We start from the raw sequence: 15,445 nt of genomic DNA on the forward strand, positions 1-15,445 counted from the left end.
TGTTGCGCGCGCCCCCCTCGGCGGCCTGCATTTTATTCATTACCCCCACCCCCCCCCCCCCCCCCCCCCCCCACCCCCACTCCTACAGGCCTGGTCGATTGAAAGCACAAACCCCAATCTACGACTAATGTCGCTCTAATACTAAGGTCGTCTGGAGCGCTTGCCAGACCGGACTAAAGTGCAAGACGTGACATCTCATCTGTGCTGCGAGGACAAAAACAATGAACGACAGCATTTACCTCTCGATTCAAAACAGCCCCCGTTTCAAGGAGCTGGTATCCAAAAGGGAGCGGTTCGCCTGGATTCTTTCAGCGATCATGCTCGGGCTGTACGCCGCTTTCATCCTTTTGATTGCGTATGGACCACACATTCTGGGCGCTAAACTCAGCGCTACTTCGACTATTACCTGGGGAATGCCGATTGGGGTCGGCCTGATCGTGTCTGCTTTTGTGCTGACCGGCATCTATGTTCGTCGTGCCAACGGTGAATTCGATGACCTGAACAACGCCATCCTGAAGGAGGCACAGCAATGATCGGGCGTCTATCTGCAGCATTCGGCCTGGCCGCCTTCGCACCGTCGCTCTGGGCGGCCGATGCATTGACCGGCGCTGTGCAAAAGCAACCGTTGAACACCTCGGCGATCGTCATGTTCCTGGTGTTCGTCGCGTTCACGCTGTACATCACCTACTGGGCATCGAAGAAAAACAAGACAGCCTCGGACTACTATTCAGCAGGCGGCAAGATCACCGGTTTTCAAAACGGCCTGGCCATTGCCGGTGACTACATGTCAGCGGCATCCTTCCTGGGTATTTCCGCACTGGTGTACACCTCTGGTTATGACGGCCTGATCTACTCGATCGGCTTCCTGGTGGGCTGGCCGATCATTCTGTTTCTGATCGCCGAGCGTCTGCGTAACCTGGGCAAATACACCTTTGCTGACGTGGCCTCTTATCGCCTCAAGCAGAAAGAAATTCGCACCCTGTCCGCCTGCGGTTCGCTGGTAGTGGTTGCGTTCTACCTGATCGCGCAGATGGTTGGCGCAGGCAAGCTGATTCAGTTGCTGTTCGGGCTGGACTACACCGTTGCGGTGATTCTGGTCGGTATCCTGATGTGCCTGTATGTGCTGTTTGGCGGCATGCTGGCCACCACCTGGGTACAGATCATCAAGGCTGTCATGCTGCTCTCCGGTGCGTCGTTCATGGCGCTGATGGTAATGAAGCACGTGAACTTCGACTTCAACATGCTGTTTGCCGAGGCGGTCAAGGTTCACCCTAAAGGTGAAGCGATCATGAGCCCGGGCGGTCTGGTGAAAGATCCGATTTCGGCGTTCTCTCTGGGCCTGGCGCTGATGTTCGGTACCGCAGGTCTGCCACACATCCTGATGCGCTTCTTCACCGTGAGCGATGCTAAAGAAGCGCGCAAGTCGGTGTTCTACGCAACGGGCTTCATAGGTTACTTCTACATCCTGACCTTCATCATCGGCTTCGGCGCGATCCTGCTGGTCAGCACCAACCCGGCGTTCAAAGATGCAGCGGGCGCTCTGTTGGGTGGTAACAACATGGCAGCGGTTCACCTGGCCGATGCGGTCGGCGGCAGTCTGTTCCTGGGCTTCATCTCGGCAGTTGCGTTCGCCACCATTCTGGCAGTGGTTGCCGGGCTGACTCTGGCGGGTGCTTCGGCGGTATCCCACGACCTGTATGCCAGCGTGATCAAAGAGGGCAAGGCCAACGAGAAGGACGAAATCCGTGTTTCGAAGATGACTACTATTGCGCTGGCAGTGGTGGCAATCCTTCTGGGCATCGCTTTCGAAAGCCAGAACATCGCGTTCATGGTGGGCCTGGCGTTCTCCATCGCGGCCAGCTGTAACTTCCCGGTACTGCTGCTTTCGATGTACTGGAAAAACCTGACCACCCGTGGCGCCATGATTGGCGGCTGGATGGGCCTGGTCAGCGCCGTGGTGCTGATGATCCTCGGTCCGACCATCTGGGTATCGATCCTGCACAATCCGAAGGCCATCTTCCCGTACGAATACCCGGCGCTGTTCTCTATCGCCATCGCGTTCGTGGGCATCTGGTTCTTCTCTATCACCGACAAGTCGAAAGCGGCAGAGGGCGAGCGTGCCTTGTTCTATCCGCAGTTCGTACGCTCCCAGACTGGCTTGGGTGCCAGCGGCGCGTCGTCGCACTAAGCTGTCGTAAATGCTCCATAAGAAAGCAGCCTTCGGGCTGCTTTTTTGTTTGCCGTAATTCTGTAGGAGTGAGCTTGCTCGCGATTCGTTCTTTCAGTCGATGAATATGTTGCCTTTGCTGACGCTATCGCGAGCAAGCTCGCTCCTACAAGACTGTGTTTGCCGCGTGATAGTGTAGTGTCAGATAGCCCACGCTCGTTCTAAAACTGAAACCCGCTAGTTATTAGCTAATAAAAAGCCCCGCTATAAGCGGGGCTCTTTTGCTGTCTGGCGCGGGAACGTTATATCCGTCCCAGCAACACCAGAATCAGCAGGATCACCAGAACGGTACCGATGATGCCCGATGGACCGTAGCCCCAGCTACGCGAGTGCGGGAAGACTGGCAGACCGCCGATCAACAGCAGAATCAGGACGATGATAAGAATAGTGCCGATGCCCATGATGAGTTCCTTCCTTAGTTCTTGGTAAATGGCTAGAACAGTTCAAGCTTCCGCCCGATGGCATAAAGTTTGTGCTGCTTGAATGATCCGACTGTAGGCGTTCGGAAAAAGTCCATCGAAAAGGTGAGAAAGTTTACATTTTGAAAAAAGTTTATAGGGGGCAAAAACAAGTTGAACTTTAAACACCTGAAGCTGTTTCTGTTTTCGCCTTTTTGCTTGAGGACATGTACATGCTCTATCGTCTGGGCGCTGATGCTGTGTTGGTTATTCATCTACTGTTCATCGTGTTCGTGCTGTTTGGCGGGCCGCTGGTTTTGCGCTGGCGCTGGGTGATGGTTTTGCACATACCGGCGATGACCTGGGGAGCGGTGGTGGAGTTCTTCCATTTTTACTGTCCGCTTACGCCTCTGGAAAACTCGCTACGTGTCCGCGCGGGCGGGGAAGGTTATGACGGGGGATTCATCCAGCACTATCTGATTGCGTTGATTTATCCGGCAGGCCTTACCCCACAGATCCAGCTGTGGCTGGGTGCTGTAGTGCTGGTGGTCAACGCCGCAGTGTATGCCTGGATCATCCTGCGTTTATGGCGCAAGCCCACGTAGGCCGTGGGTTTGCCCGTGTCATTCAGCGCCCTGATGGTGGGTCGAAGTGATGATTTCCTTGGTTACACTGGGCTCACGCTGTAAAAACATGAGCCCCTAACCACAAGGCGTTTGTTATGCAAAATCGCATCATGATCACTGGTGCAGGTTCCGGCCTGGGTCGCGAAATCGCTTTACGCTGGGCCCGGGAAGGCTGGCGCCTGGCACTGTCTGACGTCAACGATGTCGGTTTGCAGGAAACCCTGAAAATGGTGCGGGAGGCCGGTGGCGATGGCTTCGTTCAGCGGTGCGACGTACGTGACTACAGTCAACTGACGGCGCTGGCTCAAGCGTGCGAAGAGAAGTTTGGTGGCATCGACATTATTGTGAATAACGCTGGCGTAGCTTCGGGAGGCTTCTTTAACGAACTGTCTCTGGAAGACTGGGACTGGCAGATCGCGATCAATCTGATGGGCGTGGTCAAAGGTTGTAAGGCTTTTTTGCCAATGCTTGAAGCGAGCAAAGGCAAGATCATCAATATTGCATCCATGGCTGCCCTGATGCAGGGGCCGGCCATGAGCAATTACAACGTCGCCAAGGCCGGTGTCGTGGCTCTTTCCGAAAGTTTGCTGGTTGAACTAAGTGAGCAGGAAGTGGGCGTGCATGTCGTCTGCCCGTCTTTTTTTCAGACCAATCTGCTGGACTCCTTCCGCGGCCCGACTCCGGCCATGAAAGCTCAGGTCGGAAAACTGCTGGAAAGCTCGCCGATTACGGCAACGGATATCGCTGACTACATCTACGAACATGTCGCGCAAGGCGAATTCATGATCCTGCCCCACGAGCAAGGGCGCATGGCCTGGCAACTGAAACAGAAAAATCCCCAGGCGCTGTACGACGAGATGACAAGCATGTGCGCGAAGATGCGCGCCAAGGCGCGGCAGGGTAGGGAGTAGATTACCGGCGATGAAATGCAATCTCTGTGGGCGCCGCGCTTGGTCTGGGCGGCATTCCGACGATGAACGATAACCCGGTGCATGTCTGTAAATAAGGTTGACCTTATCGCGGGCAAGCCCGGCTCCCACATGAGATCGCATTCCAGTTCAACTGTAGCGTTGTTGATAAGCGCCCTCTAGGGCCGCATGCCTTTCGTTACATCCACTGTTTTCTGATACGGTTGCCGCCATCCATTGCAACCGTTGAAGAGAATTTCTGTGCTCAATTACCTGTGGTTCTTCCTTGCGGCGTTGTTCGAGATCGCGGGCTGCTACGCGTTCTGGATGTGGCTACGCCAAGGGAAAAGTGCGCTGTGGGTGATTCCGGCGTTGATCAGCCTGGCAGTGTTCGCGGTCTTGCTGACCCGTGTCGAAGCGGCGTACGCAGGCCGTGCTTATGCGGCGTATGGCGGGATCTACATTATTGCGTCTATAGGCTGGCTGGGAATCATAGAGCGAGTCAGGCCGCTGACACTGGACTGGTTGGGCGCGGCACTCTGTTTGTTGGGCGCGAGCATCATCCTCTTTGGCCCTCGCTGGCAGTAAGTTTTCCTACCTGATTGGTCGTTAAGTAAGACATTTCTGTCAGTTAAGTCTGGCGGAGGTGAAGGACGTTACTGATTTTGTCCGGGCCAATTGATGCCTGGAGACAGGCCATGCAATCTGCTCTCCGGTTAACAATAAGAGAGCAAGGAAATGCTGGTTATATTGCGGGAAGCAGGGGAGGTTTTTTCGATCGGCGAAGAGATCACCGTACAGGTTCTGGCTATTCACGGTAATCAGATTCGTCTGGGGATTGAGGCCCCACGGCACGTCAAGGTTCACCGTGCCGAAGTCTACGAGCGTATTGCCAAGAGGCTTTCGAGTCAGTCGAAGGGTGAGGGGAAGCTACCCGACACTAGCTCATGATCAGTCGAAGAATTCTTTTGGAACATCGTGCTTGAGCATGAGCTGGCACTGTTGGCTTTCCAGGTCAAAAAAAATCACTGCCTGGCCTTTGCTCAAAGCATGACGTACACGCAGCACTCGGGTTTCCAATGGGGTTTCGTCGCCATTGTCGGTTCCGTCACGGGTCACGAAATCTTCAATCAGACGGGTGAGGGTGTCAGCTTCGAGTTGGTCGTGGGGGATCAGCATGGGCGCTCTCGCATCAATTCCCGGCGATGATAGTGCCGATGTCTGAAAAAAGCAGGGAGATTTTCCCGGACGCCGATAGCAGGAAGTTGTGAACCCGAACGGTACAGACTGTGTGAAAACTACTGCGCTCGGCAATACTGCGTTAAAAACGGCCGAAAAATGCTCATTTAGAACACCTAGAGTCGGACGCGACCCCGGCCGTTTTTCGGCTGTTTTTGCCTTGTCTTGCCGTCGCTCGCTACGTTTTCACACAGTCTGGGTAGGAGCGAATTCATTCGCGAATGCGGTGTTCCAGTACATAAATCCATAGCGACTGTACGTGCCTCTTCGCGAATGAATTCGCTCCCACGTGAACTGTGTTTCAGGCAAACACAGTTCACGTGAAGGTGTTTTCCCGCCCTAAGCGTTACTCCACCTCTTCCCGGTTCTGCCCCACCAGACTGTCGACGCTCGGTACCCGGGTATCGGTTTCCATCTGCGCATCGTGCTCGATCTGATGGCTGAAACGCTCAAGCGAAGACTGTGCGGGCTGCGCATCGCTGGCGAAGACCGGCGGGCTGAGCATGTAGGCACCCAGTAGGCGGCTCAGTGCCGCGAGGCTGTCGATATGAGTCCGCTCGTAACCATGAGTCGCATCACAACCGAACGCGAGCAGGGCGGTACGAATGTCGTGGCCTGCGGTGACTGCCGAATGCGCATCGCTGAAGTAGTAGCGGAACATGTCGCGACGCACCGGCAGTTCATTCTCACTGCCCAGACGCAGCAGATGACGGGACAGGTGATAGTCGTAAGGGCCACCGGAATCCTGCATTGCCACGCTGACCGCGTGTTCGCTGGAGTGTTGGCCGGGGGCAACTGGAGCGATATCGATGCCGACGAATTCACTGACATCCCAAGGCAACACGCCCGCAGCGCCGGTGCCGGTTTCCTCGGTGATGGTGAACAGCGGATGGCAATCGATCTGCGGCTCGGCACCACTGTCGACAATAGCTTTGAGTGCCGCCAGCAGTGCGGCGACACCGGCTTTGTCGTCCAGGTGGCGGGCACTGATATGGCCGCTTTCGGTGAATTCCGGCAGCGGATCAAACGCTACGAAGTCGCCGATACCGACACCCAGAGATTCGCAATCGGCTTTGGTGGTGCTGTAAGCATCAAGACGCAGCTCGACGTGATCCCAACTGATGGGCATTTCGTCGACAGCCGTGTTGAACGCATGACCGGAGGCCATCAACGGCAGCACGCTGCCGCGAATCACGCCATGGTCAGTGAATACGCTGACCCGGCTGCCTTCGGCGAAGCGGCTTGACCAGCAGCCAATCGGTGCGAGTGACAGGCGACCGTTGTCTTTGACCTCACGCACGGCGGCACCAATGGTGTCCAGGTGAGCGGAGACCGCGCGGTCAGGGCTGTTTTGCTTGCCTTTGAGGGTGGCGCGAATCGTGCCGCGCCTGGTCAGCTCAAAAGGGATGCCCAGCTCTTCAAGACGCTCAGCGACGTAGCGCACGATGGTGTCGGTGAAGCCTGTGGGGCTTGGGATCGCGAGCATTTCCAACAGGACTTTCTGCAGGTAGTTCAGATCCGGTTCGGGGATATTTTTTGCAGTGGTCATTGGGGTACTCCTGAAATACGAGAGCTGTACGCCAGCCCCTTGTAGGAGCCAACTTGTTGGCGAGGCGGTGTGTCAGAAGAAATGCCTCGCCAACAAGTTGGCTCCTACCGGAGCACGGCACAGCGGAGATTCACACGTGCGCAGGCAAACTGTGCGGAAACAGCAGATCGACAAACTTTTCCGCCGTCGGTTGCGGTTCATGGTTGGCGAGGCCGACGCGTTCGTTGGCCTCGATGAAAACGTACTCGGGCTGATCGGCGGCCGGGACCATCAAGTCCAGGCCCACCACCGGGATGTCCAGCGCGCGGGCGGCGCGGATGGCTGCGTCGCTGAGCACTGGGTGCAGAATCGACGTTACATCCTCCAGGCAGCCACCGGTGTGCAGGTTGGCAGTGCGGCGCACCGCCAGACGTTCGTCCATGGGCAACACGCTGCTCAAGTCATAACCGGCATCGCGCACCGTACGCTCGGTTTCTTCGTCCATGGGAATCTTGCTTTCGCCACTGGTCGCTGCGGCACGACGCCGACTCTGGACTTCGATCAACTGGCCGATGGTGTGGCGACCATCACCCACGACTTCAGCCGGTCGACGAATTGCTGCGGCGACTACTTCAAAGCCGATCACGACAATGCGCAGATCCAGCCCCTCGTGGAAGCTTTCCAGAATGACCCGGGTGTCGAACTGTTTGGCGCGTTCGATGGCGCCGTGCATTTCTTCGACGGTTTGCAGATTGACGGCAACGCCTTGGCCTTGCTCTCCATCCAGCGGTTTGACAACAATTTGCCGATGCTCTTCAAGAAACGCCCGATCAGCCTCGTCGTCACCCGCCCGTTGTTGCGCAGGCAACTTCAGGCCTGCAGATTTCAGGGCCCTGTGGGTCAGGCTCTTGTCCTGACACAGCGTCATACTGACCGCGCTGGTCAAGTCGCTCAGCGATTCCCGGCAACGAATCCGGCGTCCGCCATATGCCAGCGTAAACAAGCCAGCCTCGGCGTCATCCACCTGTACTTCGATACCCCGACGGTGCGCTTCTTCAACAATAATCCGCGCGTATGGATTGAAATCAGCTTCCGGGCCAGGGCCTAGAAACAGTATTTCGTTGATGCCGTTTTTGCGCTTGATGGCGAAGGTTGGCAAGTTACGAAAACCCAGCTTGGCATACAGCGCTTTGGCTTGCTGATTGTCATGCAGCACCGACAGGTCCAGATAACTCAGGCCACGGCTCATGAAATGCTCAATCAGATGACGCACCAGCACTTCGCCAACACCGGGGCGCGTGCATTGCGGGTCTACGGCCAGGCACCAGAGGCTGCTGCCGTTTTCCGGATCATTGAACGCCTTGTGATGATTGAGGCCCATGACGCTGCCGATCACCGCATTAGTCGTCTCATCCTCCGCCAGCCAGTAAACCGGACCGCCTTGATGACGCGGGGTCAGCAGCTCCGGGTCGATGGGCAGCATGCCGCGCGCGATGTACAGATTGTTGATGGCCTGCCAATCGGCACTGTTCTGCGCCCGGCGAATCCGAAAGCCACGAAACACCCGTTGCGCAGGACGGTAATCGCTGAACCACAGGCGCAAGGTGTCCGACGGGTCGAGAAACAATTGTTGAGGCGATTGAGCGAGCACCTGCTGCGGGGCAGCGACATACAACGCAATATCGCGCTCGCCCGGCTTCTCGTTGAGCAACTCATTGGCCAGCGCAGCCGGATCAGGGTAAGTGTGGCCGATCAGCAGTCGGCCCCAGCCGCAATGCAGGGCGAGCGGTTTGGCTTCATTGTCACTGCCGTCCTCCGCAAAGCGCGCTTGAAGCCGTTCATACGAAGGCGACTGGCCGCGCAACAGGCGCTGACTGTAGGTCGTCGAGTGCTGTTTCATTAATCAGAGTCCTTGTTCGCTGAGCCACAGGTTCAGCGCTGCCAACTGCCACAACTTGGAGCCGCGCAGAGGAGTCAGTTGACCTTCCGGGTTGGTCAACAGTTTGTCGATCATGGCCGGGTTGAACAGGCCGCGATCCTGGCTGGGGTCAACCAGCAAGTCGCGTACCCAACCCAGCGTCGCACCTTCCAGATGCTTGAGGCCCGGTACCGGGAAGTAACCTTTTTTACGGTCGATCACTTCCGAAGGGATGACCAGACGTGCAGCTTCTTTCAGCACCTGTTTGCCGCCGTCAGGCAACTTGAATTTGCCGGGAATACGCGCCGACAGTTCCACCAGGCGATAGTCGAGGAACGGCGTACGCGCTTCCAGGCCCCAGGCCATGGTCATGTTGTCGACGCGCTTGACCGGGTCATCGACGAGCATGATCGTGCTGTCCAGACGCAGTGCCTTGTCCACGGCCGCATCGGCGCCCGGTTGAGCGAAGTGCTCGCGAACAAAATCACCCGCTGCATCGTTGGCGGTCAGCCACTTGGGCTGCACGGTTGCCGCGTACTCGTTATAACTGCGATCGACAAACGCATCGCGATAAGCCGCAACCGGATCGGCAGCGCCATCAACTTGCGGATACCAGTGATAGCCGGCGAACAGCTCGTCGGCACCCTGGCCGCTTTGCACCACTTTGCAGTGCTTGGACACTTCGCGGGACAGCAGATAGAAAGCGATGCAGTCATGACTCACCATCGGCTCGCTCATGGCGCGAAACGCCGCAGGCAACTGCTCGATAATCTCGTGTTCCTGAATGCGCAACTGATGGTGATTGGTGCCGTAATGCTTGGCGATCAGGTCGGAGTACTGGAATTCGTCACCACGTTCACCACCTGCATCTTCAAAACCGATGGAGAAGGTCGACAGGTTTTCGACGCCGACTTCGCGCAGCAATCCTACCAGCATGCTCGAATCCACGCCGCCGGAAAGCAGTACGCCGACATCAACCGCAGCGCGTTGACGAATAGCCACCGCTTCGCGGGTGCTGTCGAGCACCCGGTCACGCCAGTCTTCCAGCGTCAGGTTGGCTTCGTCGGCATGCGGGCCGTAAGGCAAACGCCACCAGACTTGCTGTTCAGTCTTGCCGTGGGCATCAATGCGCATCCAGCTGGCAGGTGCGAGCTTTTCGACACCGGCGAGCAAGGTGCGCGGGGCAGGGACCACGGCGTGGAAGTTCAGGTAATGATTGAGGGCCACCGGGTCGAGCATGCCGCTGATGTCGCCACCTTTGAGCAAGGCTGGCAGCGTCGACGCGAAGCGCAGGCGCTTGTCAGTGCGCGAAAAGTACAGCGGCTTGACGCCCAGACGGTCACGAGCGATGAACAGCTCTTGCTTGTCGCGATTCCAGATCGCAAAGGCAAACATACCATTGAGCTTGGGTAGTAAATCAACGCCCCAGGCGTGATAGCCCTTGAGCAACACCTCGGTGTCGCCGTCGGAATGGAACTGGTAACCCAGGTTTTGTAGCTCGGTCCGCAGTTCCGGGTAGTTATACACCGCACCGTTGAAGGCCATTGAAAGGCCCAGGTGGCTGTCGATCATTGGCTGCGCAGAGCCGTCCGACAGGTCCATGATTTTCAGGCGGCGATGACCAAGAGCAATCGGCCCTTGGCTGTGAAACCCCCACGCATCCGGGCCGCGAGGCGCCAGCTCATGGGTAATGCGTTCAACAGCGGCTAGATCCGCTGGTTGATGGTCGAAACGTAGTTCACCTGCTAATCCGCACATAAGTCCTTACCGGTTTTCCGTTGGGGAGGGTGGCTGAGAAAGTGCAGCCACCCAGAAACTGACCCATGGGAAACGGCGGAGTTTTAGATCAATAGGTTATAAGCAAGCTCAGCTCCCACACGTATCACCCAAGCCCATACGCTGAATGTCCCCCTTCAACCCTGTGCGGAGCCGCAATCCGGTAGGAGCGAACTTGTTCGCGAGGCGGTCTGATGTTCGACGTATTTATGATGGCTGTACTGGCCCTTCGCGAACAAGTTCGCTCCTACCGGTTCCGAGACTGCTGGAGAGTGCGGGATCAAAACCCGGTCATCTCCATATACCGCACATCAACTGTGTGCGGAGCCGCAATCCGGTAGGAGCGAACTTGTTCGCGAGGCGGTCAGATGTTCGACGTATTTGTGGTGCCCGTACCGGCCCTTCGCGAACAAGTTCGCTCCTACCGGTTCCGAGACTGCTTGAGAGTGCGGGGTCAATACCCGGTCATCTCTAGATATCCCACACCTTTATGACTGCCACTCAAGGTAATAGGGCCTTCCCAGTAGGGAATCTGCAGGTCCATCCAGGCCTTGGGATTCAGGGCTTCGGTGACGATCTCCAGACCCTTGCCGGGGATTTTCACCGACCAGCGGGTCGGCATGTCGTGGCCTGCAACGCGAGTATTGGCCAATGGCGACAGGCTGATGTCCTTGGCAGTCAGCAATTGAGTGCTGCCGTCAGCGTTGATCCAGGTGCCGGTCAGGTAGGGCTCGCCCTGTTTTTGGCGCATGCGATACAGCATCAACTCTTCGCCACCGTCCAGATGCACCGAGAACCAGTCCCAGCCGGTCTGGTTGGCAGTCAACGGCTGGCTGCTCCATTCGCGATCCAGCCAGGCCGGACCGCTGACCTGAAAGCGTTTGCCAGCGATGGTCAGTTCGCCGTCGGCTTGAAAGTACGGCTGGCTGTAGTAATACGAAGCCTGGCCCTGTTCGGATTTCTGACTGAAGCCCTGTGTGCCCTGCAGCACCAGCGGTTTGCTGGCCGTCAGATGGAGCTGATAAGCGAACTGCGGCCCCTTGGCCTGCAATTGCATGTCGGCCAACGGGTCTGCCGTGGTCGAATCGCTGCGCAGTGCCCAGTCGTCGATCCACGCTGAAAATGGCGTGAGCTTTACCCCTGCCTGTTCGATACCGCCCCGTGCATAGCGCTCCGCCGCGTAGTGTTGCGTGGCAGAGGTCACCGCAGCGTGGCCCATCCAGATCGTCCCGTCATTCCAGCCCGAGCCCTCAGCACCGGCGCGTAACGCATTGCGGAACAGTGTCCATTGCACGCCGAAGTTCTGCCCTTGCTCGTCCTTGAGGTTGGCGGTGATATACCACCACTCGATGCGGAATCCCGGATGCGGGCCGTGATCCTCCGGAAAGGCGAACTTACGGCCCGGCGTGACCGGGGTGAACTGTTCTGCCTGATTGCCCAGACCGGCGAAACCCTGGTCTGGCTCGGCAGGTTTATCGCAGCCTGCGAGGGTCAGGAGAATTAGTAGCACCAGCCGGTTAATCTTCATTGGCAAACGTCCTCAGCAGGTCGGCAGGGCGAGTCCGCGACAGCTTCAACAGTGGCCATGCAGAGGCGAGCAGGGTTGCGAGGAGTGCCAGCGCTGCGAGTTGCAGGAGCTGCATCGGGAAGATATGCAGCGGCAAGCGCCAGCCGAAGGCCTGCACGTTGATCACTGCATCCAGACACCACGCCAGCAGCAAGCCCAGTGGCAACGCCAGAATCAGCGTCAGCACCGCCAGCAACCAAGTCTGGCCGAGGTTGAGCAGCATCAACTGGCGACGCGTGACACCCAGTGCCCACAACGGCGCGAGTTGGCCGAGGCGGCTTTGACTCTGGGTCAGCAGGCTGATGAACAGCGCGATACCCGCGACGGCGAAGGTCAGGCTATTCAGCGCTGCGGTGGCGGCGAAAGTGCGTTCAAAGACCTGTGTGGACCAGCCTTTGAGTTGGGTCTGATCAATGATGTGGTTGTCGTCCAGCGCGAATCGCTGTTGCAGCTCGCTGACCAGCGCGGGCACGGCGGCCGGATCGATGCGCAGGTTGAAGCGATTGGCAGCCAGTTGTGGCCAGTGGCGCAGCAAGCGTTGGGCATTGACCAGCAAGTGGCCTTTGGGATTGCCGTAGTCGGCGTAGACACCCACGATACGCGGCGTCCACTGGCCGTCAGGGGCGGGAATCACCAGGCTTTCGCCGACGCTCAGTTTGAGACGGCGGGCCAGTTGTTCGCTGATCATCACGCTATCACTCTGGACCAGTTGGTCCCATGGATCGCCACTGACGGCCTCCAGCAGCGGCCAATGCTCGCGGTAGGTTGAATGATCCACCACGCCGAACAGGTCCGCGGGCCAGCCGTCCAGCTGGATCGGCACCTGCCAGTTAGGCAGTATCGCGCCAACGCTGGGTTGCTGCGCGAGCCAGTCTTGCAGTTCGGGGGTTTGGGCAGCATTTTGCGGGGTGACGTACAACTCGGCGGTCAGCCTTTGTTCCAACCAGTTACCGAAGGTTTGCCGGAAGCCGGACGTCATGCTCCCCGCTCCGATATTGGCCGTCAGCGCGAGCAGCAAGGCCATCAATGCCAGGCTCAGGGCGGGCAGTTGCTGACGGCAATCAGCCAGAAACCACTGTCCCAATACTGAGCGACTGCGGCCCAGTAACACCTTGAGCAGACTGTTGAGCACCACCGGCAGGCCCAGAGCCGCAGCCAGCAGCAGGGCGCCTGTCAACACAAAGCCGGCCGCGAGGCTGTCACCCAGCACCAGCGCAAGCAATGCAATGATTGCGGCACCGCCAGCCACCCAACCCTGACGGCGCAACCAGCGGCTGTGGGCCTGATGCCAGGCCTGAGGATTGGCCAGCGCGAGCAAGGGCAGGCGCGCCGCACGCAGCAAACTGCTGACGCCAGCCAGCAATGCACCCAACACACTCAAGCCAAGGCCGCCCAGCCACCAGACCGGACTCAGGCTCAGTTGCCCGGCGACCTCAGCGCCATACAAGCCGCGCAGGCTGGCAGCGACATCGGGCAGCAGCAGGCTAGCCAGCACATAACCACTGGCAATCCCGAGCAGTCCGCCGAGCAGGGCCAGCACTCCAAGCTCCATCGCCAGTGCCGTAATCAGCACTCTGGCGCTAACGCCACAGGCGCGCAGGTTGCGCAACAGTCCCCGGCGCTGCTCCAGGGCGAGGCCGATCGCGGCATGCACAATGAACAGGCCGACGATGAAGGCGAGCACGCCCAGTGCGTTCAGGTTCAGGTGGAAACTTTCTGTGAGGCGCGCCAAGTTGTTCTCTTCGCCGCCTTTCTTGAGTTGAAGCTGACCGTTCAACTCCGGCGGTAGAGGTGGATTACTCGCGGCGAACTCCCTGGGCAACAGCAAACGCGACAGCTGATCGGGCATTTCCAGCAGTGGCTGGGCGAAGCCGATATCAGTGAGCAGCAGGCCCGGTGCCATGTCCACCCGGCTGCGCAGCGGGGGCAGGGCGTGCCCGTTGCTGGTCAACGGTTGCTGGCCTTCGTGCAGACCCAGCGCTTGCAGGGTTTGTGTGGCGATCCAGGTCTGACCCGGCGGGGTGAGAAAGTCGACGATCCCGCTCAGGTCCAGCGTCTGTCCGGCAACTGCCGAGCCGCTAGGTAACGAAACCGGGTCGATACCCATTAGTTGCACCCGGCGATCTTCCAGCCCACTCAGGATGATTCGTCCCTGTACCACGGGCGACACAGGCCAGCCCGAACGGCGCAGGCTGATGAACAGACCTTGTGAGAACGCTGCATTGTTGGCGGTGACAAGGCTGCTTTGCGGTTCGCCGCCGATCAGTTGGCTGGCTTGGGCGTAGCTCTGCCGCGCCTGACTGTTGAGTGCCTGCACACCGGTCAACAGCGCAGTGGCTAGCCACAGTCCTGTCAGCACGCTGAAAAACTGCACCGGATGACGTCGCCAATGGCTGAGCAGGGCGCGCAATGTCCAATAGAGAACCGGCACCTCAGTACCCGTTCCCGGTTGCCAGGCGACCATGGTGGAGGGTGACTTGATGGGCAAGACGCGCGGCGACCCGTGGGCTGTGGGTGACCATCAACAGGCTGGTCGAGCTGTCGCTCAACAGGTCCAGCAGGAGTTGCAGGACTTCATCGCTGGTGGCTTCATCGAGGTTGCCGGTGGGCTCGTCGGCCAGCAGTAAACCCGGCCGCGACGCCAGCGCCCGGCCAATCGCAACCCGTTGTTGTTGGCCGCCGGACAGTTGTTCGGGATAGCGTTTGAGCAAGTCACCAAGACCCAGTCGCTCCACCAGTTGTGCTTGCCAATCGGCCTGGAAGCGTCCCGCCAGCCGCGCCTGGAAGGCGAGATTGTCTTCGACCTTGAGGCTGCCGATGAGGTTGAATTGCTGGAACACGAGACCGATTTCCGTGCGTCGCCAGTTGGCGAGTTGTGATTCGCTCATGCGATCCAGCCGCTGCCCGGCGATTTCGATCTGTCCTGCATCGACCTTATCAAGGCCTGCTACCAGGTGCAGCAACGTGCTTTTGCCACTGCCTGATTCGCCCATGAGTGCCAGACTGCTGCCGCTCTGCAGCGCCAGGTCCACCCCACGTAAAACTGCCAGTGGGCCCTGGGCGGTGGCGTAGCTCTTGAAGACGTTTTTTACTTCAAGCATGGGGGGCTCTGATTGGCGGGTTGGGAGGGGAGGATAGCAATATTGTGTACATATCCGTTGTTGGGGTAATGGCTGGCATTGGTTGCGCCCTTACGGCGCCTCACTTTTGTCTGGGCCGGCTTCCGGATCTATCAAAGTGAGGCGCTGTAAAAGCGCA

Annotated in this window: 14 protein-coding genes; 6 read left to right on the forward strand and 8 right to left on the reverse strand. The window is 58.3% G+C overall.

Annotation, left to right across the window (positions count from 1 at the left end):
• The first annotated feature begins 221 nt into the window (after positions 1-221).
• Both ACYASS_RS08975 and ACYASS_RS08980 read left to right on the forward strand, forming a co-directional pair.
• Positions 222-533, forward strand: coding sequence for a DUF485 domain-containing protein (locus tag ACYASS_RS08975; protein ID WP_243249030.1), 312 nt, complete (start codon positions 222-224; stop codon positions 531-533).
• Positions 530-2,188, forward strand: a complete 1,659-nt coding sequence (locus ACYASS_RS08980) for a cation acetate symporter (protein ID WP_463585877.1) — start codon at positions 530-532, stop codon at positions 2,186-2,188. Before ACYASS_RS08975 ends, ACYASS_RS08980 begins: the two co-directional genes overlap by 4 nt.
• Positions 2,189-2,469: 281 nt before the next feature.
• Here the strand turns inward: ACYASS_RS08980 and ACYASS_RS08985 are convergent, their stop codons facing one another.
• The gene (locus tag ACYASS_RS08985; protein WP_080238018.1) at positions 2,470-2,628 is read right to left on the reverse strand and encodes a DUF3309 family protein; all 159 of its coding nucleotides are present in this window, start codon (positions 2,626-2,628) and stop codon (positions 2,470-2,472) included.
• A gap of 230 nt (positions 2,629-2,858) precedes the next feature.
• Between ACYASS_RS08985 and ACYASS_RS08990 the strand changes: the two genes are divergently transcribed.
• The 4 genes from ACYASS_RS08990 to csrA all read left to right on the forward strand — a co-directional run bounded on the left by ACYASS_RS08990 (position 2,859) and on the right by csrA (position 5,110).
• A complete protein-coding gene (locus ACYASS_RS08990; protein WP_463585878.1) occupies positions 2,859-3,230 on the forward strand; it encodes a DUF2784 domain-containing protein in 372 nt (123 codons plus the stop codon).
• Between the two features lie 116 nt (positions 3,231-3,346).
• Positions 3,347-4,162, forward strand: coding sequence for an SDR family oxidoreductase (locus ACYASS_RS08995; RefSeq protein ID WP_463585879.1), 816 nt, complete (start codon positions 3,347-3,349; stop codon positions 4,160-4,162).
• A gap of 258 nt (positions 4,163-4,420) precedes the next feature.
• Complete coding sequence (locus ACYASS_RS09000; protein ID WP_463585880.1) at positions 4,421-4,747, forward strand: YnfA family protein; 327 nt, start codon at positions 4,421-4,423, stop codon at positions 4,745-4,747.
• A 150-nt stretch (positions 4,748-4,897) separates the two neighbouring features.
• On the forward strand, positions 4,898-5,110 hold the full coding sequence (csrA, locus tag ACYASS_RS09005; protein ID WP_243249019.1) for a carbon storage regulator CsrA: 213 nt from the start codon (positions 4,898-4,900) through the stop codon (positions 5,108-5,110).
• Here the strand turns inward: csrA and ACYASS_RS09010 are convergent, their stop codons facing one another.
• From ACYASS_RS09010 to ACYASS_RS09040, 7 genes are all read right to left on the reverse strand, one after another.
• A complete protein-coding gene (locus ACYASS_RS09010) occupies positions 5,111-5,338 on the reverse strand; it encodes a YheU family protein (RefSeq protein ID WP_087265449.1) in 228 nt (75 codons plus the stop codon).
• A 406-nt stretch (positions 5,339-5,744) separates the two neighbouring features.
• Complete coding sequence (locus ACYASS_RS09015) at positions 5,745-6,947, reverse strand: osmoprotectant NAGGN system M42 family peptidase (RefSeq protein WP_463585881.1); 1,203 nt, start codon at positions 6,945-6,947, stop codon at positions 5,745-5,747.
• 130 nt (positions 6,948-7,077) lie between these two features.
• Entirely contained in the window at positions 7,078-8,826 is a 1,749-nt protein-coding gene (ngg, locus tag ACYASS_RS09020; protein WP_463585882.1) for an N-acetylglutaminylglutamine synthetase, read from the reverse strand.
• A gap of 3 nt (positions 8,827-8,829) precedes the next feature.
• Entirely contained in the window at positions 8,830-10,602 is a 1,773-nt protein-coding gene (locus ACYASS_RS09025; RefSeq protein ID WP_463585883.1) for an N-acetylglutaminylglutamine amidotransferase, read from the reverse strand.
• Between the two features lie 472 nt (positions 10,603-11,074).
• Complete coding sequence (locus ACYASS_RS09030; protein WP_463585884.1) at positions 11,075-12,148, reverse strand: lipocalin-like domain-containing protein; 1,074 nt, start codon at positions 12,146-12,148, stop codon at positions 11,075-11,077.
• A complete protein-coding gene (locus tag ACYASS_RS09035; protein ID WP_463585885.1) occupies positions 12,138-14,651 on the reverse strand; it encodes an ABC transporter permease in 2,514 nt (837 codons plus the stop codon). The genes ACYASS_RS09030 and ACYASS_RS09035 overlap by 11 nt, the downstream gene beginning before the upstream one ends.
• Positions 14,620-15,288 carry an ABC transporter ATP-binding protein gene (locus ACYASS_RS09040; protein ID WP_463585886.1) on the reverse strand — a complete coding sequence of 223 codons (669 nt, stop codon included), beginning with the start codon at positions 15,286-15,288 and terminating at the stop codon, positions 14,620-14,622. The genes ACYASS_RS09035 and ACYASS_RS09040 overlap by 32 nt, the downstream gene beginning before the upstream one ends.
• Between the last annotated feature and the right edge of the window lie 157 nt (positions 15,289-15,445).

It is taken from the genome of Pseudomonas sp. HP_14 (assembly GCF_055283875.1).